The following is an 18537-nucleotide window of genomic DNA, read 5'->3' on the forward strand; positions in this document are numbered from 1 at the left end:
ATGTTCGCCTGCGGGTGCTTCTGGTAGATCGGGATGAACTCCGCGCCGAAACCCAGCCCGATAATCGCTATGTTTACTTGGTTGTCTGGCATAATGATGTAGTGCTAATTTCTTACAGTTATTGTTTAAACCTTTTAAGCTACTCTAAAGCAGGATTCGTTTAGTCAGGAAAGACTCTTAGAAAGACGATAATCGCTGAAAATAATGACTAATCCGCTTGCTCAAGCGGTGTAGGTTTATTGAATTCCCACACCTCGCGGCTAACAGTTCTCGGCTTGTTCAGAAATACATACGTTCCCCTTTTATTACTCACAACAATATCAGGATATCCGTTACCCGTTAAATCTCCTGTATCCACCTCAACACCTGCCCCCGAATTGTAATCAATCAAATACGGTATGTAATGAGCATCTTCAGAACTGCGGTCGAGTTTAAACCAGTAAAGTACAGCGGCATTCTTGTGAAAATCATAGCCATCTGGTCCGTGTGCCCACCAGCGTTTGCCGGTCACCAGATCTTTCACTCCATCGTTGTCCATGTCTGCCAAATCGATGGCATGAATTTCTGCAAACTTGACCCCGTAGCGGTTATCCTCTTTTTTATCGCTCATAATCAGGTTTTGCTCAAATGTAATCTCATCCCCTTCTCGTACCTGCCGATACCAGGCCATTCCCCAACCGTGGGCATTCAGGCTGGTAATTACGTCGTTCAACCCATCCCCGTCCACATCATAGGCATACATCTGGGCGCCCCCGGGACCAGCGAATTCCACGCTGTAGTGCTTCCATTGTTCATCTAACTGATCGAGGCCGGGATTTTTCCACCATCCCTCTTTCTTCATGATATCTTCGAAACCATCGCCATCTATGTCACCGATACCAAAACCGTGGGTGAATTTTCCCCAATCATGTTGTTCGGAAATAGGAGTAAATGACCAGGGCCGTGTGGGATCCTCCGCATTTCGTTTTGCATATCCCAGGTATCCATTCGTATGAAATACCAGCTCAAATTGACCGTCACGGTCAAGATCATAAAATTGAGGGGACTCATTATCCACCTGTGGATGAATCAGGTGACGGGGCCAGTATCCATCGTTGTTACCGGGATTTTCATACCAGTACGCGGCCTCACCGGGAAAACCGACTTTAAGGATATCCTTGCGCCCGTCTCCGTTCACATCCTCTATATTCACAATAAAATTATCAGAATATTTATATGGATCGAACTCAACAGGTTCATAAAAAGCATGCCTGGTTTGAAAGTCGGGTCCTTCATACCAGTAGGGACCTGCGGCGACGTCAGGAATTCCATCCTGGTTGAGGTCGCCTATCCCCGCTCCCTCGGCATAAAAGGTGGAAGAGAGCTTAATTTTCTCAAATTCGTGTATCACATAGTCTTTATCCTGACCTTTCAATTGCTGGCACGATACAATTAAAAGAAAGCCGGCCGTAATGATCATTACAGCCAACATACTGATATATATATTCTTCATAGTTTTATCCCCTGAGTATTAGAAAATTACCTGGCCTGTCCAAAAATCAGGTCGAGTTCCTGTCGTGCCTGATCATATTGCCCCGTATTTGGCTTATCTTTCAGATCTTTTTCCACGTTTTCCAGTTTTTCCATCGCCTGGTCCGTACCGACAGCCGCAACCCGTTTAATGGTATAAGGAAGAATTGTCGGCAATTCCGACTCCATTGCCAAGTCAAGCGCGCGATCCATGTTCTTCTCGACAAGGGGCTCTGCGGCAAACCATGCCATCAATGGCAGATTATGATCTCCAGTATCCTCGGAATGGGTGTACAGACCTTCTAAAATCCCCCATCGTTTGGCCGGTTCCATGCGCTGGAGTGCCGACGTAATATACAGTCTGACCAGCGCAGAATTATCATTATAAGCCATATTTTCAAGTTTCTGAATCCCCTTTTCCGGAACATTTTCGTCTTCAGCAAGGAGTTGAATAGCCCAGCTTCTCATATATTCATTTTCATGATCTAGTAGATCGATATAATCCTGGTCCGTAAGGCCCTGTGTTACGTGCAGGCTCCAAAGCGCCCGCAGTTTTCGTGTAATATCCGGGTTTTGATTCAGGATTTCCTTAAGTGCATTATGAACCTGTTGGTCCGGGCCGCGTTCCTGTAAAATTCGCTGTGCGTGGCGTACATACCACTCATTGGGATGCAGCTGATATTCGACGAGCTCCAGGCTGGATTTCTCTTTAAGATTGACCTGCACATACTCATCCAGCTCATGACGGATATTGTAAATACGACCCAGCGATTTGTCGTGTACAGCGGGATTGGGGCTGTGACACTGGTTCTTGTCGTACCAGTCAATGGCATAGACTGACCCACCGGGCATATACCGGAAATCAAGCCATTGCGACCAGGAGTCGTGGGTTTTCAGAAAATCCTCGGCATGGGTAGCAGTGTATCCGGAACCTTTTCGCTCAATCTTGTCAGCATTGGTCCGGTAGCCATGTATATTGTTCATAAAGAGCATATTGTCATATTCCTCCGGCCAGTGCTCGGCTCCCTGGTAGAACATGGCTCCTGCATGAGCGTGACCTCCACCCGCAGAACCGGACCTGTGGTTACCGGCATGCGGACCGTTATCTCCCACCCAGTGTACATGGTCGGCAATATGCCCGATATCATCATAAATGTAATCATTAAAGTGTTCTCCGGCTTGCCGCAGGTACCGCCCGCCTTGAATAACATGATAGAGATGGGGAATGACGCAAGCTGTAATAAATGGATGTCCATATTTGTTAAAGTCTATTCCCCACGGATTGCTGGTACCGTATGCGAACACTTCAAATTCGTGCCTGGTGGGATGATAGCGCCAGACCCCGGCATTCAGTTTTAACCGTTCATCTTCGGGCGTGCCCGGCTTCCCTACTTTTGAATGCGTAAAGACGCCATGCGTTCCGTAGAGCCAGCCATCGGGCCCCCATCGAAAACTGTTAAGGGTTTCATGGGTATCTTCATACCCCCAGCCATCTAGCAGCACCTTCGGATCACCGGCCGGTTTATTTCCACTTTCATCGATCGGGATGTACAGAAATTCAGGTGCGGCCCCCACCCATACGCCTCCGTGTCCGATTTCAATACCGCTTACCAGGTTGAGTCCTTCAATAAAAACCGTGCGCTTGTCAAGCTTTCCATCGCCGGTCGTATCCTCAAAAATAAGGATACGATCTTCTCCCTCTCCTTCCGGAGCTTTTTCCGGATATGTGTGTGCCTCGGCTACCCACAAGCGCCCGCGATCGTCGATAGTGAAGGCGATCGGCCGAATCACATCAGGTTCAGATGCCGCCAGTTGCACGGAAAAGCCTTCCGGCAGTTCCATCTCTTTTGCCGCTTCCTCTCCGGAGAGACCCGCATTTTCAATCATGTCGCGCGGCGGAAGAATAACGATATCTTCAGGATTAAGTTCGTCTGGGAAATCGGGGCGGTTCGAGTAAAAACGGAAATCATCAAAACTGATATGTGCCCAAATATTATCGCCAATATACGGTATCTCAGACACTCCGGTTTCGTTATCGATCAGTTTAATGTAGATCTGCTCCCCCATCTGGTCCTGCAAATCGACGACAACCGGTCTGAGCCGCTGGTGATCATTGCCCGTTATCTGAAATATCACCTCGTCGGTTTCAGCATCAATAATCTCAACTCGCGTCTCCTGAAGAGCTCCGCCAGAGACCTTGAATGCGGCATAGGGATGTGTAACCTCAAATGAAGTAGATGTCAACGTACCCGTTTCAGTCGACTTCTTTGTCCCCCCGCTGCTTACATAAAATTGCCCGCTCGGATTGATGTTCATATCCTCTTCATAGACCTCAGTCGAACGATCGGAAGTGGGTTGCCCTTCAAACGCTTCGCCTTCTGCCGTCCAGTCATCCAGGGTCGCATACTCGAAATCGACATTAACCGGCTCGCCGTTTTTTTGCGGCAGAACTCCTTCGGCAACAACCTCGTCAGTAGAGGCTTCAATAATCTGAAACTCCCCCTCCATGCCTGCCTCCCGGTGTCCGGGAATACTGCAGTAGTATGTGTCATTTGACTTCGCAACAAACGTAATACTGGTCTCTGTTCCTTCTTCAATAATCGCTTCACTTTTCACGCCGAGCTCTTCCATGACGATATCGTGGGTAAGCGTCTCACCATTAACAATGGTTATGCGAACCGTCTCCCCCTTTTTAGCCTGGAGCACGGGATTCCTGATACCATCGATCGAACCACCGATTCCGGTATATCCCGTTATTACCGCCTCCAGGGTGTACTCCCGGTCTATCTCCGCAGTATCTGCGGTCTGAACCTGCTCAAATGTATTATTCAACCCATAACTTTGAGATAATAAAACAAACAAAAGCAGTAGTGTTGATATACTGTATCGGGACATATTGCAAAAAATAGTTTTCGTGGTAGTTCGTATCATACTTCAAAAGTTCAATGTTAATATAAGTACACAAGCTGGCAAGGGGACTCCTTTTCAACGCCAGGTTATTGTTTTGTATAAAGATAGTAAACACACCTCTCTTTAAAACTCCGCGTATGGGAGGAGCCACTCAACCATGATACAATTGAAAAACAGAATACCCTGTAACTTTTTTAGTATAAATTCACAGAATTTTCAGCGATTTTTCCCCTCTGTTAACAGGACATCCTCTTATCATCCAAAACCGGAGGAGATACCAGTATAATGTACTGCGTAAATCCTGTCCAAATTTTAGGTGACATCTTTATAAAGGGGTTTGTTATCATAATTTTTTTGCGTTCCAGGTTGCTAGTGTTATTACCACTAGATTCGTTAAGTAGCCAAACAGTTATTTGGGAGTACTACATCCCCCAAACCCCCCTTCAAAGGGGGAATTCTTGCATATTTTATGCTACTTACTTTACTATACTTTTTAAGTGGTGAGTACACTAGTAGTCCTTACTGCGGTGGAAACTTCGACTATCTTGCTTTATGCCCAATCACGATAGCTTTGAAGAGCGAGACAGGCTCTATTCAAGAGTCGTAAGTTCAAAGTCAGGATCCCGTTCAAGCTCTAAATTTTTGAACTGTATTTCAGATGGGCCAAACGCCTGGTGCAGTTGAAGAGCGATAATCCCCTTCCGTGCGATATACGGGTCGTCCAGATCGACACAGAGATTGCCGTTAACAGCCGTCCTTACTTTACTTCCCACGGCAACCACTTCATACTGGTTCCAGCCGTCCAGATCCGCATGTTGGTCACATTCTTCTTCCCAAAGCCACGCACGCCCCAGCTCCTCGTACAATTTTCCCCAGTATCCCTCCCCGATATCGGCCTGTGGACCGCGTACATGTCCACCGGGCAGGGCGGTACTTCTGAACTGCACGCCACTGTTCCCCTGGCCATCAATTATGCGCACGTCGAGAGTCAGGCGAAAATCCTGTACCTCGGTTGTACTGCGAAGGAACTGATTGTGCTCAATTTCCTGGAACTCACCGACAATCATGCCATCTTCGACCCGCCAATACTCCATATCTCCTTCCCATCCACTCAGGTCTTCTCCGTTGAAAAGAACATCGGTATTATTGGTATTATCGTTAGTATCAAGCTCGTCCGCACTTCTGGTTTCGGGGTCAGAACAGGCAAACACGATTAGAAGTACCGGCAGTAGAACATACAGTGTTTTCATAATCAATGATTTTTATGTTGATTGCATTTTTGGGTGAATAATCGAAGTTAGATCTCGAATTTATTTTGGGTTCCTTTCTTACCATTCCACAGTTACAGGCCGGGAATATCAACTACTCCAGTGTACGGATATAGGAGATCAGGTCGGCGATTTCCTGATCGGTATACCCTTCAATGAGTCCTTCCGGCATAAAGGAACGACCGCTGATAAACCCCTCGCTCTGTATCGATTCTTTTTCAACAAATACCGTGGCTCCTCCCATAAACGCGATGGTGGTCCCCTGTTCGTCCTGCTGAACCAGGTATCCCTCGATAATACTGCCATCCTTTTGGGTTACCCGGTAGACTTCATAACCGGTTTCCACCGCAGCATTCGGATCGATGAGAGCGGTAAACAGTGCTTCGGTATCGCGGTAGGCGGAACCATCCAGCGCAGGGGCTATATCTTGTCCCCTGCTGCCTACCGAGTGACAGGTCAGGCACGTTTGAAACAGTTTTTCACCGTTGCTGATATTTCCCTCTTTTTGTTCGACAATTTTCATATAACGATCCAGCTTTTGCTTAAACGCCTTCCGCTTTTTCTTCTCCCGCTGTTCCACGGCTTGCAGTAGATCTAAACTACGGGAATCTGACGGATTTCCATTGCTGATTCGCTCGGCGGTCGGCAGATCAAAGGCCTCCGTATCGATTCGGCCCCGCTCATACAGCCCCAGCAACAGGCTCGCTCCCTGGTCTGACGTGGAAAGTACAGATGTTAGTTCCTGCTTTTGACCGGTTCCCAGTTCGGAAATCCACGACTGTACCGCTTGAGAACCAACCTCGGCATCGGCTTTTACCATATTGTGCAGGGCATTGACCCGCGTATCAAAGTCGAGGGTTTCATTATTAAATATTTGTGTAAAAACGGCTTTATTTTCTTTGGGCTGATTTTCCAGCGCTGCGAGAGCAAGGTTCAGGGTTTCATCCGAGCTCTGGGTGTTGATTAGCGGTTCAATATCCCCGGAAAAGCCCTGCATACCGAAGCGACCGATGGCGTCCAGCGCCAGGTTGATCTCCGATTCATTCCCGCTTTGCAAGAGCTTTTGTACCGGAACTCTGAGCAGGCGAACCAGCTCCGGGGATTGAACGCGGGACTGGTTTTGCACGGCAAAATTCGTATATGTTTCTGCCTGATCCGGGTTATGAATAACCGGTGCAACCATATCAGCTATCTGCTTGTTATCCAGCATCTTTGTAATACTTATAAAAGTCGGTTCATTGAGCGTTTTCATATCAACCTGCGGCCACAACTCCAAAAATGCGGTTTCCCGTTGCTCTTCCGGCAGCGCCTGGCTTGCCCACAACAAGTTGCGTGGCGGCACGTCGCCGGCAGAAACAGAATCGAGGTAAGCTTGCAGCTCGCCAGGATACTGCTCCAGTGCCTTGCGAGCCAGGTATCGTTCAAAGGTTCGCTCGTATGAACCTCCCATTTCATTACCCGGTATGTCAGGCTTGCAGGCCTGCACGAGAATCCCGATCGTTGCCTGGTTGGCCGCATTGATGTTCGCCAGCGTGCGCAGTACCTGGGAGCGGACCATCGCGTTTTTGTCCTCAACGAGCCCGTTTAGCTGGGGGGCTACCTGCGCCGGGCCTAAAGAAAAGCTAGCCAGTGATCGCACGGCTTCGCGACGTAGATTGCCTGATGATGATTCCAGCAGGGAGGAAATAAGTTCCCCGTCATAATGATGAATCCCCTCCAGCGACCAAAGAGCGTGGATACGGGTAACCTCATCCCGGGATTGATCCGCGGCCAGGGCTACCAAATCATCGGCCAGCCGCGTGGTTTCTCCTCGGGGCCGGTCACTGATCTGATGCCAGGCCGCACGTTTTTCCCAGAGGTACGGCGATTTGAGGTGACCAACTAAATCTGCAGTCTTGACCTCATACAGGTTCGGGACTTCCCGTGGCTGCTGACTTTCGTGACACACGCGCCATATACGACCATGCGATTTATCCCGGTCCGGATGCGTGGTGGGAAGTTCGTTGTGAGAAATAATCTTGTTATACCAGTCGGCGATATACAGGCAACCATCCGGACCAAATTCCATATTAACCGGACGAAAAAACTCATCTTCCGAAGTCAAAAAATCCGGCAGGTGCTCGGCCGTAACGCTTCCATCAGGATTTCGGACAATTCTCACGGCATTGATGGTACTGGTAATGGGATTGGCCAGCAACGCCACATTATTCCACTTTTTGGGGAAGGAAACGCCTGAAGCATCATCGGCAAATGCCAGTCCCGAAATGCCGGTTCCTCCCACCCGAAACTCGTGCAGAGGCGGCATAAACGGCTGATATGGCCGCAAGCGATCATTCCCCAGGCCCGGGAATCCTGTTCCCGGCTCCATAGGGACAACCGAGTAACCCAAATCATTAGCTTCAGTCGCGTACCACTGCCCGTTGTGGCGGAGCTGAAAGCCCCAAATATTATTCAGGCCCGAACTTACCAATTTAATCTGTTTCCCATCCAGTGAAAATCGAACAATTTTACTATAGTCAATATCCAGCTGAACGTCACTTTTCACTGCCGAAACCTTTCCCTTGTTCAATCCCCCCTGGCTGAAGTGAATCCAGCCGCCGGGTCCCCTGACCAGCGTATGTGACATCGTGTGGGAGTCCGTAAAACCAAAACCGGTAAAGAGTGGATCACGCTCATCCGCCCTCCCGTCATTGTCGTTATCTTCAAGAAAAAACAGTTCCGAACCCTGGGCTACGTATGCCCCGTTTTTATAAGGAAGAATGCTTTGCGGGATAGCCAGCCCTGAAGCCCATTCCGCAACATCCGCCGTGCCCTCATTATTGAGATTGGAGAGGACCAAAATTTTATCCTCTCCCCTTATTTCCCCCTGGTAAAGATCCTGTATCCGTTTAAAACGTGGATCATTTTTTTGAGCTTCCGGATTTTCAATCAGTTCTTGCAGTTCATTCCACTGAATATCCTTCACCGGATCCAGCGGGTACATGCGCGCTGTCTGTGTCCAAAGCCGTCCGGCATCATCAAACGTCAGATCAATGGGATTGACAACACCCTCCTCTTCACTTGCCACCAGCTCGACAGTAAACCCATCCGGAACAGTAAATCCAGCCAATTCCTGCTGGGGAGTGAAGTTGGTATCCCGCGAAGAGTGCGTCTTTTGCGCAACCGTTGTGAATGGCAAGCTCATGCTCAAAACCAAAAATAAAGAAGCAAGATATTTCATCATTTCATTATTAAATAAATTCAACACTGTTTAATGAGTACCTGCGATCCCAAAGTAATAGCCCATACCAGCTAAACCCAGGAGTACAAGCGGGCCGTAGAAAAAACAGGTTAACCCAATATGATTTTTTAGACTTCCTGTGGCTCCCGTTTTTCCAGGCGTTCTACCTGGTACCCGCCTCTGCGCTGATCCTTTACGTACCACACGATGAAGACGATGCCTGCTATAAAGGGGATCGGGGCCACCCATCGAAAAGCCATCCGTCCGCCGTAGTTGTCGGCCGGGCGCAATACCGCCGAGGCCTGCGAAACAAGCTCTTGCTCCCGGGGCATCCCGGAATCGATCAGCGCCCGCAGGGCATTGCCGGTGGTATTGCCTTCAAATGCTCCGTGTTCATGGTAGTATGCCAGGGCCTGCCGGGTTTGCCTTAACACGTTACTGACGTCGGCTTCCCGGTACCCGAGGTCAGCCAGGGCCTGGGGGTCGCCGGCCGCCTGCTCGGCTTGTTGACGATAGGCGGGAAACCGCTCCTCCACCTCCTGCAGGATACGGACGGTCTGCTGCTCATCGAGGGCTTCCGGCAGGTAGCTGTCGGCAATTTCCCCCATAATGGCATTGGACCCGCCGCCACCAATGAATCCCATGCCAATCAGCAACACGATGCCCAGCGAGCCGGCCTTCGGAAACCGCTCGCTCATCAGCCCGATCATGTTGGGGACAAAAAAAGCGATGCCGATCGCAAACAGGGCCCCGGCAATCATCAATTGCGCGATCCCGGTCTCCACAAAACTAAACATCAGCAGTCCCACGAAGGTCAAAAAGGAGGCCCCCACCAGCATGCCGGTTGGAGAAAATTTCTCAACAAACGGTCCGGCAAACATCCGGAGGACAAACATCAACCCACTGACCCATACCAGCACCAGCATCCCGTGCAGCCCGGCCGCCTGCAGCACGTCGGGGATCCAGCGCATCGGTCCCATCTCCATGGCCAAGGTAAACATCATCAGCAGGATCAGTCCCAACACGTAAGGGTTGGAAAATGTATAGGAGAACATCTCCTTCACTGGAATGCCCGCACGAGCGGTCTCGGTCTGTGGAAACCGGCGCGGGAACAGCAGCCACCCGTAGATCAAAATCGGGATATAGACAAGAGCCATCTGGGCCGTCCAGTGGCCGACATTGACAATACCGATATCTCCAATTTGAGACATCCCCCATCCCATCAGTCCGCCCAGCACTAACCCGCCGGTGTAAAACCCGTGAAAATGATTTAGTTTCGTTGTTTTATTGTCAGGATACAAGGCCGCCGTCAGCGGATTGCCGGCTACCTCGATCATCCCGTTGCCAAAGCCCATTCCTATGGCCCCGGCAAACAGAATCCAAAAGGCCGAGGGGTCGCCGGCAAAAAAATAGGCCACCAAAAAAAGAGTTACCCCCGACAGGTGACCGATGAAGGCGCCCTTGGTAGCATTTTTTAACCCGATCTTTTCCAGAAACGGCCCGATCGCCAGCAGTGAAACCGACATGCCCCACAGGGCCGCCCCGCCGATATATCCCACATCGGCATTGGTCAATATAAATTCAGTCTTTAGCTGATTCAAAATATTACTTACCAATATAAACGAAAAGGCCGTCGGCACCAGTGCAAGACAGATGCCCGTAAATAGCTTCTTCCGTTCTATACCGTTTAATTCAGATTTTTCAGTACTCATATAAAATCGATTTTAGATCAAACGTACTTGTCCAATTAACATTTCTGGTTTTAATACTGCTTATTTTGATCAGCCAAAGCAGATCCAGGAAGTATTCTTCCTGGCAGTTTTTGTGTATGCCGCTTTTTTAGAATTCAAGGTAAAATCCCGACTGCTTTCATACCTCAAAATCGAACACCACTACCCGCTCCAATCGGGGCACAACGATATCCGCAACTCGTTCGTGCTCAGGGTGAGGCAGGTACTCGTCCCTGCTCTCCGGGCTGTCAAACGTCATGATAAACCCGTGGGTAAACCCATCATTGAGCCCTTCGGGACTATCATACGGACCGTATTCCATATTTTGGAGCCCAGGAATTTTTCCGACCATTCCCATCATTTCGGTGAAACATTCCTCGATTTGTTCGTCCGTTATTTCGTTTTTAAAGTCAAACATCCCGTAGTGTCTTACCATAATCTAACTATTTGTTAATATTAGGCTTGCAAACTTGTATTAGATTTTTCCTTGTGGCTTCTGATATTTTCCAGGAGTTTTTCGGCACACGCCCGCGCAAACCGGGAACTATTGATCTCTTCATCAAACTCCTGTACCTCTACCTCTGCTTTATCACGAATACTGTCAAACAGCGCTTTATCGGCTTCCGGATCGTAAAAGGGCTGATCCTTGCCGTTTATTTCACTCAGGGCCCGGTGGGGAACCATGATCGTAATCTTCCCCTCATGCCGGTTGGCTTTTCCCGCCAGTATTGCACCCAGCTCTCTGCATTCTTCAGGAGTGGTCCGCATAAGGGTTACCTGTGGATTGTGAATGTAGAAGGTACGATCAGAAAATTTGGATGGAACCGAATCCTTTTCCCCGAAATTGACCATGTCAAGACAACCGGGAGCTACAACCGCAGGAATCGCCCTGTCGGCGGCCGCATTCATCCGATCGGGACCCGCACTGAGAATTCCGCCCACCAGCTCATCGGCCAATTCGGTGGTTGTTATGTCCAGGACGCCATCCACCATCCCACTTTCGATAAGCGATTCCATTGCACGTCCACCTGTGCCGGTAGCTGCAAATACCAGCACCTCGTAACCGGCATCTTCAAGCACCTTTCTGGCTTCGGAAATACATTTGGTTGTGTTCCCAAACATACTGGCCACAATCAGCGGACGTGAAGCGCTGTCTTTAACATCTGTTTCAACCATTCCACAAATGGCCCCGGCCGCCCGGGAAAATATCAGCCGTGACAATCGGTTTAGGCCGGATACATCCGCAATACTGGGGATCATGACAATATCCTTGGTCCCCAGGTAACCGGAGGTATCCCCTGCTGCCAGGGTTGAGACCATCACCTTCGGAAAGCCAATGGGGAGTGCCCGCATGGCCGCTGTTGCGATGGCCGTACCGCCGCCGCCACCCAGGGAGATAATGCCGTCAACCTTCCCTTCGGATGCCAGCTCGGAGATAAGCTTTGGCGCTGCCATGCTCATTGCAGAGACACATTCGCCCCTGTCTTGTCGATCGAGTAAAGGGGACAACTCCACTTCACCTGCCGCGGCTACTTCTTCCCGGGTGATATCAGGGACAACGGTCGGCTCCCCGCCAGTTCCTGCGTCAATCAACAGTGTGTCATGTCCGCGGGAATGTATGATATCTGCAAGAAAGGCGTGCTCCTCACCCTTGGTATCAAGTGTGCCTAAAACTGCAATTGTGGCCATTCTATAAAGTTTTTAATAGCTGGAATTCTTCTACAATGTTTTGCTACTGCTAGTCCGGGCTATACACCAGATAATTTGGTTGTGGCCGGGTGAATTCGAATCATTCATGTTCTATTAATAATACACCTGTCTTATAAACCGGTATACATTACAGTAATAGTATTCATCACCAGCTGCTTTAAATTTTGCTTCATAATCAAGTTGTAAGGAATACCCCCACGGGTATTCCCTACAATCAATCTTAAATGTATATGTACTGGTTTTATTAGCTACAGTAAATGATTACCTACTACCATCCGGTATTTTGCTCGTAAGTACCTTCACTAAAATCGATCTGCTGTTGAGGTATCGGGAGATACTCATCCCTTCCTTCAGTGAACTGGGCTGTCTGCAAAATAGGTACCCGCTCTTTTTCTACATCAAAGTAGTTATTCAACGTTTCGGCTGCGATACCCCAGCGAACCAGGTCAAAGAAGCGAACCCCTTCCATCGCAAATTCCAGGCGACGCTCCCACTGCAGCGCTTTCATTGCATTTTCCTGTGTCCAGTTGATATTGACACCGTCCACATAGGGTTCAATGTTGTAGTTGGATACGTAATCTCCATTTTCATACCTAAGCCGATCGCGGGAATTGTTGGCCCGTTCGCGTATATCGTTGATAATCGGCAGTGCCTCACCCTGTCTGCCTAGCTGAATTAATGCCTCCGCTTTCCACAGCAGTACATCTGCATATCGTATGATCGTATTATTTTTTGTACTGGTGGGATAGGCATATCCTTTGGGTACAGCCAGACAGGGACAGTCTAGCTGTTGTATCTCTTTCATTGTTGAAAAGGGTCCGTATACCTGAGGGGCCCGGGTATAGGAGGAATCATAGATCACATCAGATTGATATTTAAAAATATGCTTTGGCACATGCACCGTATGATCCAGCCGCGGATCAAATGTATTTTCATGAAAGTCTGCTGAATCAACCATAACCTCATCATTGAAGGAGTCGAACATCGGTATTCCATCAGCGTTGGTCCGGAACGAATTGACCAGGTTGAAGCTGGGGAGGTGGAACCAGCAGCAGCCAAATTCCGGGTTCATGGTCCAATTAAGTGCATTCGCCATATCAATACGACCAATGGGTGTGCCATCATCCTTCGATCGCTGTATGGAAAACAGGATCTCCTCTCCATTTTCCCACTCCCACAAAAAGTTTTGGGCAATGTCATCAAACAAAGAATATTGACCAGAGTTGATAACCTCGTTTGTCAGGTCAACTACTTCCTGAAGCCGGTCTTGGTTGATGTTTGTTACCTGGTGCTGCTCATCTTTTTCGTAGGCCTGGTACAGGCGCAGTTTTGCCAGGTATGCCTGGGCAACCGGTTTATTGGGTCTGCCAACATCCTCCTGGGTCTGGGGCAGATTATCCACGGCAAACTGGAAGTCCTCCGCTATCTTATCCCACAACTCCTGGCTGGTGTATTCAACGTTTGATACAAATTTCAGGCTGTCAGAAGGGATATCTTCATGGATATACGGTACCCGTTTAAACATGCGTTTGAGCAGAAAATGACCATGAGCGCGGATAAAGTGCATTTCAGCCAAGCGTTCAGTTTTATTCGGATAGCTTCCCTCATCTATCCCCTTTACAGCATTCATGGCCTCATTTGCCCGTTGTATCATACGGTAGATATTAAACCATACCCCGTCTGCCTTACTTTGATCGGGCCTGATTGTTGAAAATATTTCATAATTGTGATACCCGCTTTGATCCGCAGGCCCCGCTCCTCCTTTGTACGAATTATCAGAACGGACGCTGCCCCAGGGCCAGTTATTGGTAAATGGAGCAACCCAGTGATCATTTGCCATACCTGCGTATGCGGCATTGACAAGTCCTTCAACGCTTTCCGGTCCCTGCAGATCAGCTTCACTCACCACCCCTTTGGGCTGATAGCTTGTAAAATCCTCGCACGATATCCCGAAAGCGAATACTAATAAGATTGCTAGAATAATATTTAAACCCTTCATAATGCTATATTTTTTTGGTGTTACAGATAAAGTAAATCTATTCATGATGCTTAAAACGAGAGGTCAAGCCCCACCGTCAGCTGGAGCGGTATAGGGAATCCCAAACCCGGATCTTCCGGGTCTGGCCCGACAAACGCATCATCTCCGCTGGTATCTTTTAACGTCCAGATATTTTGTCCGGTAAGGAAGAGTCTTGCATTGCTTAGCCCCAAAATGCTGGGAGGGGTGTAGCCAAGGGTAATTTGTCTTAGCTTCAGGTAAGAACCATTTCGCACCCAGTATGTTGAATAACGTCCGCCGCCACCGGCACCGCCCCCCTCATCATTATTGTCAACTCCCGTAGGAGCAGGTACGTTAGTGTCCCTTCGATTAGGTTTCCAACCTTTGTATAACAATTCTTTTCCGAAGTTGGACCCATTCCAAAATGAGGAGAAGTGCTGATAAACCAGCTGGCTGTTGTTGACATCTCGTCCCAGTACACCCTGGAAAAACACGCGCAAGTCAAAACCTTTGTAAGATCCCTGCAAATTCAACCCGAACTCATAATCAGGGGCATCCACACCAATATATTGTTGATCCAGCGAGGTAATTTGACCGTCACCATTCAGATCTCTGAATTTCAACCGGCCGGGGGCTGCACCACTTTGGTCAGCATGTTGATCTACCTCTTCCTGACTGTCAAAAAGGCCGTCATTGACGTAGCCAAAGAATGAGTTTACGGACTCGCCCAGAATATTCTTCTCCGAGTTTCCGGGATAAGAGTCAACAACCTCAGGAGGCAAATCCGTTATTTCATCACTATAATGCCCCACATTTCCTGCGACAGAATAGTTAAAAGACCCTGACTGACCCCGGTAATTCAGTTCAAGCTCCAGACCGCTTGTTCGCATGGAAGCACCATTTTCCCACCGGGATCCTCCTTCACCACGGGTGGCTATATAGGCAGGCTGGATAAGAATGTCAGAGGTATTTCTAACGAAATAGTCGAATGATCCGGTCAGTCTGTCATCAAACAGTCCAAAATCAACTCCTATATTTCGTTCTTCAGACTCTTCCCATCTCAGACTTTGATTCCCTGTTTGGGTCCGAACAAAACCAGAAGGGAGTAATCCTGTATCATTACCCTCGATATCATAGGCCGTTGCCTGGGGGGTTCCGTTAAAGGCGATGGCCTCATCTCCATAAAAGGCTTCATACTCGGTAAAACGGGCATTGTTCGCAATTTCCTGGTTCCCGGTAATACCATAAGAAGCCCTGATTTTGAAATTAGATAAAAAGGAAAGGTTCTCAGCTACAAACGGCTCTTCTGTCAGTCTCCATCCAACCGATGCGGCTGGAAATGTACCAAATCTATTTTCACGGCCAAACCTTGATGAGCCGTCGCGTCGTATCGTGACAGATGCAAGATATTTGCTACGGAAGGAGTAATCGAACTTCCCAAAAAATGAAAGCAGGGAATAGCCCGTATTGTATCCACTTACATTTGACGACCCAGTCCCGGCATTTTCGATAAAGTAGTCAAGAGTTTCTAACGCGAAATCATCTTGAGTGATGCTGTTTTGTGAAAACGTATTCCTGAAGGCTTCCGTACCAACCAAAAAAGTGGTTTCATGCTGTTCAAAATCGAGCTGATATTCTGCCGTAGCATTGAAATTCCAGTTTACATCTGTTCCCTTTGTTCTGTTCAGGGAATTTATATCACGGGACAGAAATCCTGTTTGATAGGTTCGCTGAATATCCCGGAATTCATTTGCCCCGTAATCAAGTCCCAACCTGGTATTCAGTGAAAGCCGGTCCTCCAGCAGGTTTAAGCGAGCGTAAATATCTCCAAAAAGATTTAGGTTTTGATCCCTGTCCCACTTGTTATGATCCAGTAGCCGAACCGGGTTTTGCCGGTCATCAAAGCCGGCGCCGGGTGGTCCTGCATATCCCCCGTCGGTCGTCTTGACCGGCAAAATGGGCATTGCAATTTGTGCCAGTCCCACGACACTTCCCTGAAACCCGTTAAACGCATCTTGCGTGATGGAAAAGTTCTCTCCAACGCGCAGGTCGCCATCAAGGAAATCCTGGTGAGAATTTATTCTGGCCGTTATTTTCTCATAGTCTTGAAATTTCAGGATGTAATCGTTTGTCAAATACCTGAGCGAAAGTCGCACAGAAGAGGATTCGGTACCCGTTGACATTGAAAGCTGGTGTTCCATCACATTGCCCGTCTCCGATATTGCATCGAACCAGTCGGTATCGGAAGATGGCATTCCCGGGCCAATTTCCTCGGGCCACGAGACATCGTAAAGCACTGCGTCTCCCCACCGGTCTAATCCCTCTGCATCGGGCCCGGCGTTGGCGTCATAGTCATAACTATATATTGCAGTCGGGGGTGGAGTACCGTCATTCATTGCGGCCAACCACAATATCCGAGCCTGTTCTTCGGTATTTGCCATATTCAGGCCGGTTGTATATCGGGAATTAGTATACTTGCCGCTGTAATCTACCTGGAAAGATCCCTGATCGGCTTTTTTTGTAGTTATCAGTATTACCCCATTCGATGCCCGGGCCCCGTAAATTGACGAAGCGGCGGCATCTTTCAACACGCGCATTGATTCAATGTCATCCGGATTTAACTGCTGTGGTGCATAGGATTTAGTGGGAACTCCATCAATCACATAGAGAGGATCATTATTATTGAGTGTACTCACTCCACGTATCCTGACGGTAGCCCCGCCACTGGGGTCACCACTTGTTTCAACATACACACCAGCGGTTTGCCCCTGTAGTGCTTTAACCGGATCAGTCGTTTGCGCATCCTCCAATTCCGACATATCCACACTCGCACCTGCTCCTGTCACGGTTGCTTCTTCCTGGATTTGATAGCCACTCACAACAATTTCCTGACCAGAGATAGCTTGTGGCTGCATCGCAACCGCAAGGGCTGTCTGTCCATTAATCGGTACTTCGCGCGTCTGGTAACCGATAAAGGAGAATATCAATGTATCCTGCAACGACGGGACACTTAACTCAAAATCTCCTTCCACATCAGTTGAGGTACCCGTGCTGGTCCCTTTTACAAGTATGTTCACCCCCGGCATTGATTCTCCGGTAGTGGCATCCGTTACCTGTCCGCTGACGGTCTCCAGTTTTTTGTAATCTATATTTCTGCTCTCCTCTCTACTCATAATAACAAGGTGCTGATTGGGAGAAACCGCGAACCGCAGCCCGGTTCCCTCCAGCACACGCCAGAGAACATTGTTTACCGTCAATTGATCTACCTTGATTGTCAGCTTGTTATCAACAGGCACAATACTCGTACTGTATGACAATTTAAGACCGGCCTTTTCAGCGACTGTCAGCAGAGCTTCTTCCAATGTTGACTTTTTAAGATCTACCGAAATAATCTTGTTAAGAACGGAAGCCGCCTTAACATTTTTCTCAATATGCATGTCACCATTCTGCTCCTCAGCACTGGCCATCTGCCTGCTATCCTGTGATGACGCCGGTAATGCAATCAATACCATTACCAAACCTAATGAGAGCACCCTCGCGATCGATGCTGTCAAGTTGTTGTATCCATCCCAATTCATCATTAATCCTCTATTTAGTTAATATTACTACTGGCTTGTCTTGCTAACTGCCATTTAATCATCCCCAATTGATATCCGGGCTTCCCGTCCAGTTCCCCCGCGCATCCCCCCGGAAAACCATTCGGTCCCCGGGAGGCGGCAGGGTTCAGGGAGGGGATCTCAAGGAAACCTCAATACCCGGTGGAGCACAGTATCTTTACCGATAATGAAACCGCAGGTTTTCTTAACATCCCTTCAGCTGGTTGGACTATATCCAGAATCCCGTTTCATTCAATTATTTCCACACTTATTCCCGCCTCTACCCTTGTATACAATTAAAAAGCCAGCTACCCTGTAAGAGGTTTTTAATTTTTAAGGTTTTTGATCTACACACGGTACTATTCAGGTGATCAGGATTGAAGTGGGACATGAATAATAGAGAAGTGCCAAACGGAATTTTCAGGAAGGAATATTGCTGCAACAGGAGCCAACCTGTATTTCCCAGGTAACTGTAAAAAAACGGAAATACCAATTAAGATAGGGCTTCCCGCAGGAGTTTGAGGGCCCGGCTCATCTGCGATTCGACCGTCTTCGGGGAGATATCCAGCAGCCCGGCAATCTCGCGGTAGGTCAA

Annotated in this window: 10 protein-coding genes; all 10 read right to left on the bottom strand. The window is 48.5% G+C overall.

All coding sequences use genetic code 11. The annotated features are described in order from the left end of the window. Positions 1–208: 208 nt before the first annotated feature. On the bottom strand, positions 209–1492 hold the full coding sequence (locus ACG2E4_RS17235) for an FG-GAP repeat domain-containing protein (protein WP_395277366.1): 1284 nt from the start codon (positions 1490–1492) through the stop codon (positions 209–211). Positions 1493–1518: 26 nt separating this feature from the next. Next, positions 1519–4404 (bottom strand): PVC-type heme-binding CxxCH protein, encoded by a 2886-nt coding sequence (locus ACG2E4_RS17240; RefSeq protein ID WP_395277367.1) that lies wholly within the window; start codon positions 4402–4404, stop codon positions 1519–1521. A gap of 605 nt (positions 4405–5009) precedes the next feature. Then, positions 5010–5669 carry a DUF1080 domain-containing protein gene (locus ACG2E4_RS17245; RefSeq protein ID WP_395277368.1) on the bottom strand — a complete coding sequence of 220 codons (660 nt, stop codon included), beginning with the start codon at positions 5667–5669 and terminating at the stop codon, positions 5010–5012. A 112-nt stretch (positions 5670–5781) separates the two neighbouring features. Continuing rightward, complete coding sequence (locus ACG2E4_RS17250) at positions 5782–8871, bottom strand: c-type cytochrome (protein WP_395277369.1); 3090 nt, start codon at positions 8869–8871, stop codon at positions 5782–5784. A 164-nt stretch (positions 8872–9035) separates the two neighbouring features. Next, positions 9036–10619 (bottom strand): MFS transporter, encoded by a 1584-nt coding sequence (locus ACG2E4_RS17255; RefSeq protein ID WP_395277370.1) that lies wholly within the window; start codon positions 10617–10619, stop codon positions 9036–9038. 157 nt (positions 10620–10776) lie between these two features. Next, a complete protein-coding gene (locus ACG2E4_RS17260; RefSeq protein ID WP_395277371.1) occupies positions 10777–11073 on the bottom strand; it encodes a Dabb family protein in 297 nt (98 codons plus the stop codon). A 20-nt stretch (positions 11074–11093) separates the two neighbouring features. Continuing rightward, complete coding sequence (locus tag ACG2E4_RS17265; RefSeq protein WP_395277372.1) at positions 11094–12326, bottom strand: Tm-1-like ATP-binding domain-containing protein; 1233 nt, start codon at positions 12324–12326, stop codon at positions 11094–11096. A gap of 289 nt (positions 12327–12615) precedes the next feature. After that, positions 12616–14253, bottom strand: coding sequence for a RagB/SusD family nutrient uptake outer membrane protein (locus ACG2E4_RS17270; RefSeq protein ID WP_395277373.1), 1638 nt, complete (start codon positions 14251–14253; stop codon positions 12616–12618). Positions 14254–14396: 143 nt separating this feature from the next. Beyond that, the gene (locus ACG2E4_RS17275; protein ID WP_395262325.1) at positions 14397–17927 is read right to left on the bottom strand and encodes a SusC/RagA family TonB-linked outer membrane protein; all 3531 of its coding nucleotides are present in this window, start codon (positions 17925–17927) and stop codon (positions 14397–14399) included. 508 nt (positions 17928–18435) lie between these two features. Further along, positions 18436–18537: sigma factor-like helix-turn-helix DNA-binding protein (locus ACG2E4_RS17280; protein ID WP_395262334.1), on the bottom strand; the 102-nt coding region annotated here is incomplete at its 5' end.

The organism is Halalkalibaculum sp. DA384 (genome assembly GCF_043951955.1).
In the GTDB taxonomy this organism is placed as follows: domain Bacteria; phylum Bacteroidota; class Rhodothermia; order Balneolales; family Balneolaceae; genus JAMQKA01.

What these genes read in the sequence shown, in the direction of transcription:
- ACG2E4_RS17235 (WP_395277366.1), bottom strand. Translation starts at nt 1,492, where the DNA reads ATGAAGAATATATATATCAGTATGTTGGCTGTAATGATCATTACGGCC.
- ACG2E4_RS17240 (WP_395277367.1), bottom strand. Translation starts at nt 4,404, where the DNA reads ATGTCCCGATACAGTATATCAACACTACTGCTTTTGTTTGTTTTATTA.
- ACG2E4_RS17245 (WP_395277368.1), bottom strand. Translation starts at nt 5,669, where the DNA reads ATGAAAACACTGTATGTTCTACTGCCGGTACTTCTAATCGTGTTTGCC.
- ACG2E4_RS17250 (WP_395277369.1), bottom strand. Translation starts at nt 8,871, where the DNA reads ATGAGCTTGCCATTCACAACGGTTGCGCAAAAGACGCACTCTTCGCGG.
- ACG2E4_RS17255 (WP_395277370.1), bottom strand. Translation starts at nt 10,619, where the DNA reads ATGAGTACTGAAAAATCTGAATTAAACGGTATAGAACGGAAGAAGCTA.
- ACG2E4_RS17260 (WP_395277371.1), bottom strand. Translation starts at nt 11,073, where the DNA reads ATGGTAAGACACTACGGGATGTTTGACTTTAAAAACGAAATAACGGAC.
- ACG2E4_RS17265 (WP_395277372.1), bottom strand. Translation starts at nt 12,326, where the DNA reads ATGGCCACAATTGCAGTTTTAGGCACACTTGATACCAAGGGTGAGGAG.
- ACG2E4_RS17275 (WP_395262325.1), bottom strand. Translation starts at nt 17,927, where the DNA reads ATGATGAATTGGGATGGATACAACAACTTGACAGCATCGATCGCGAGG.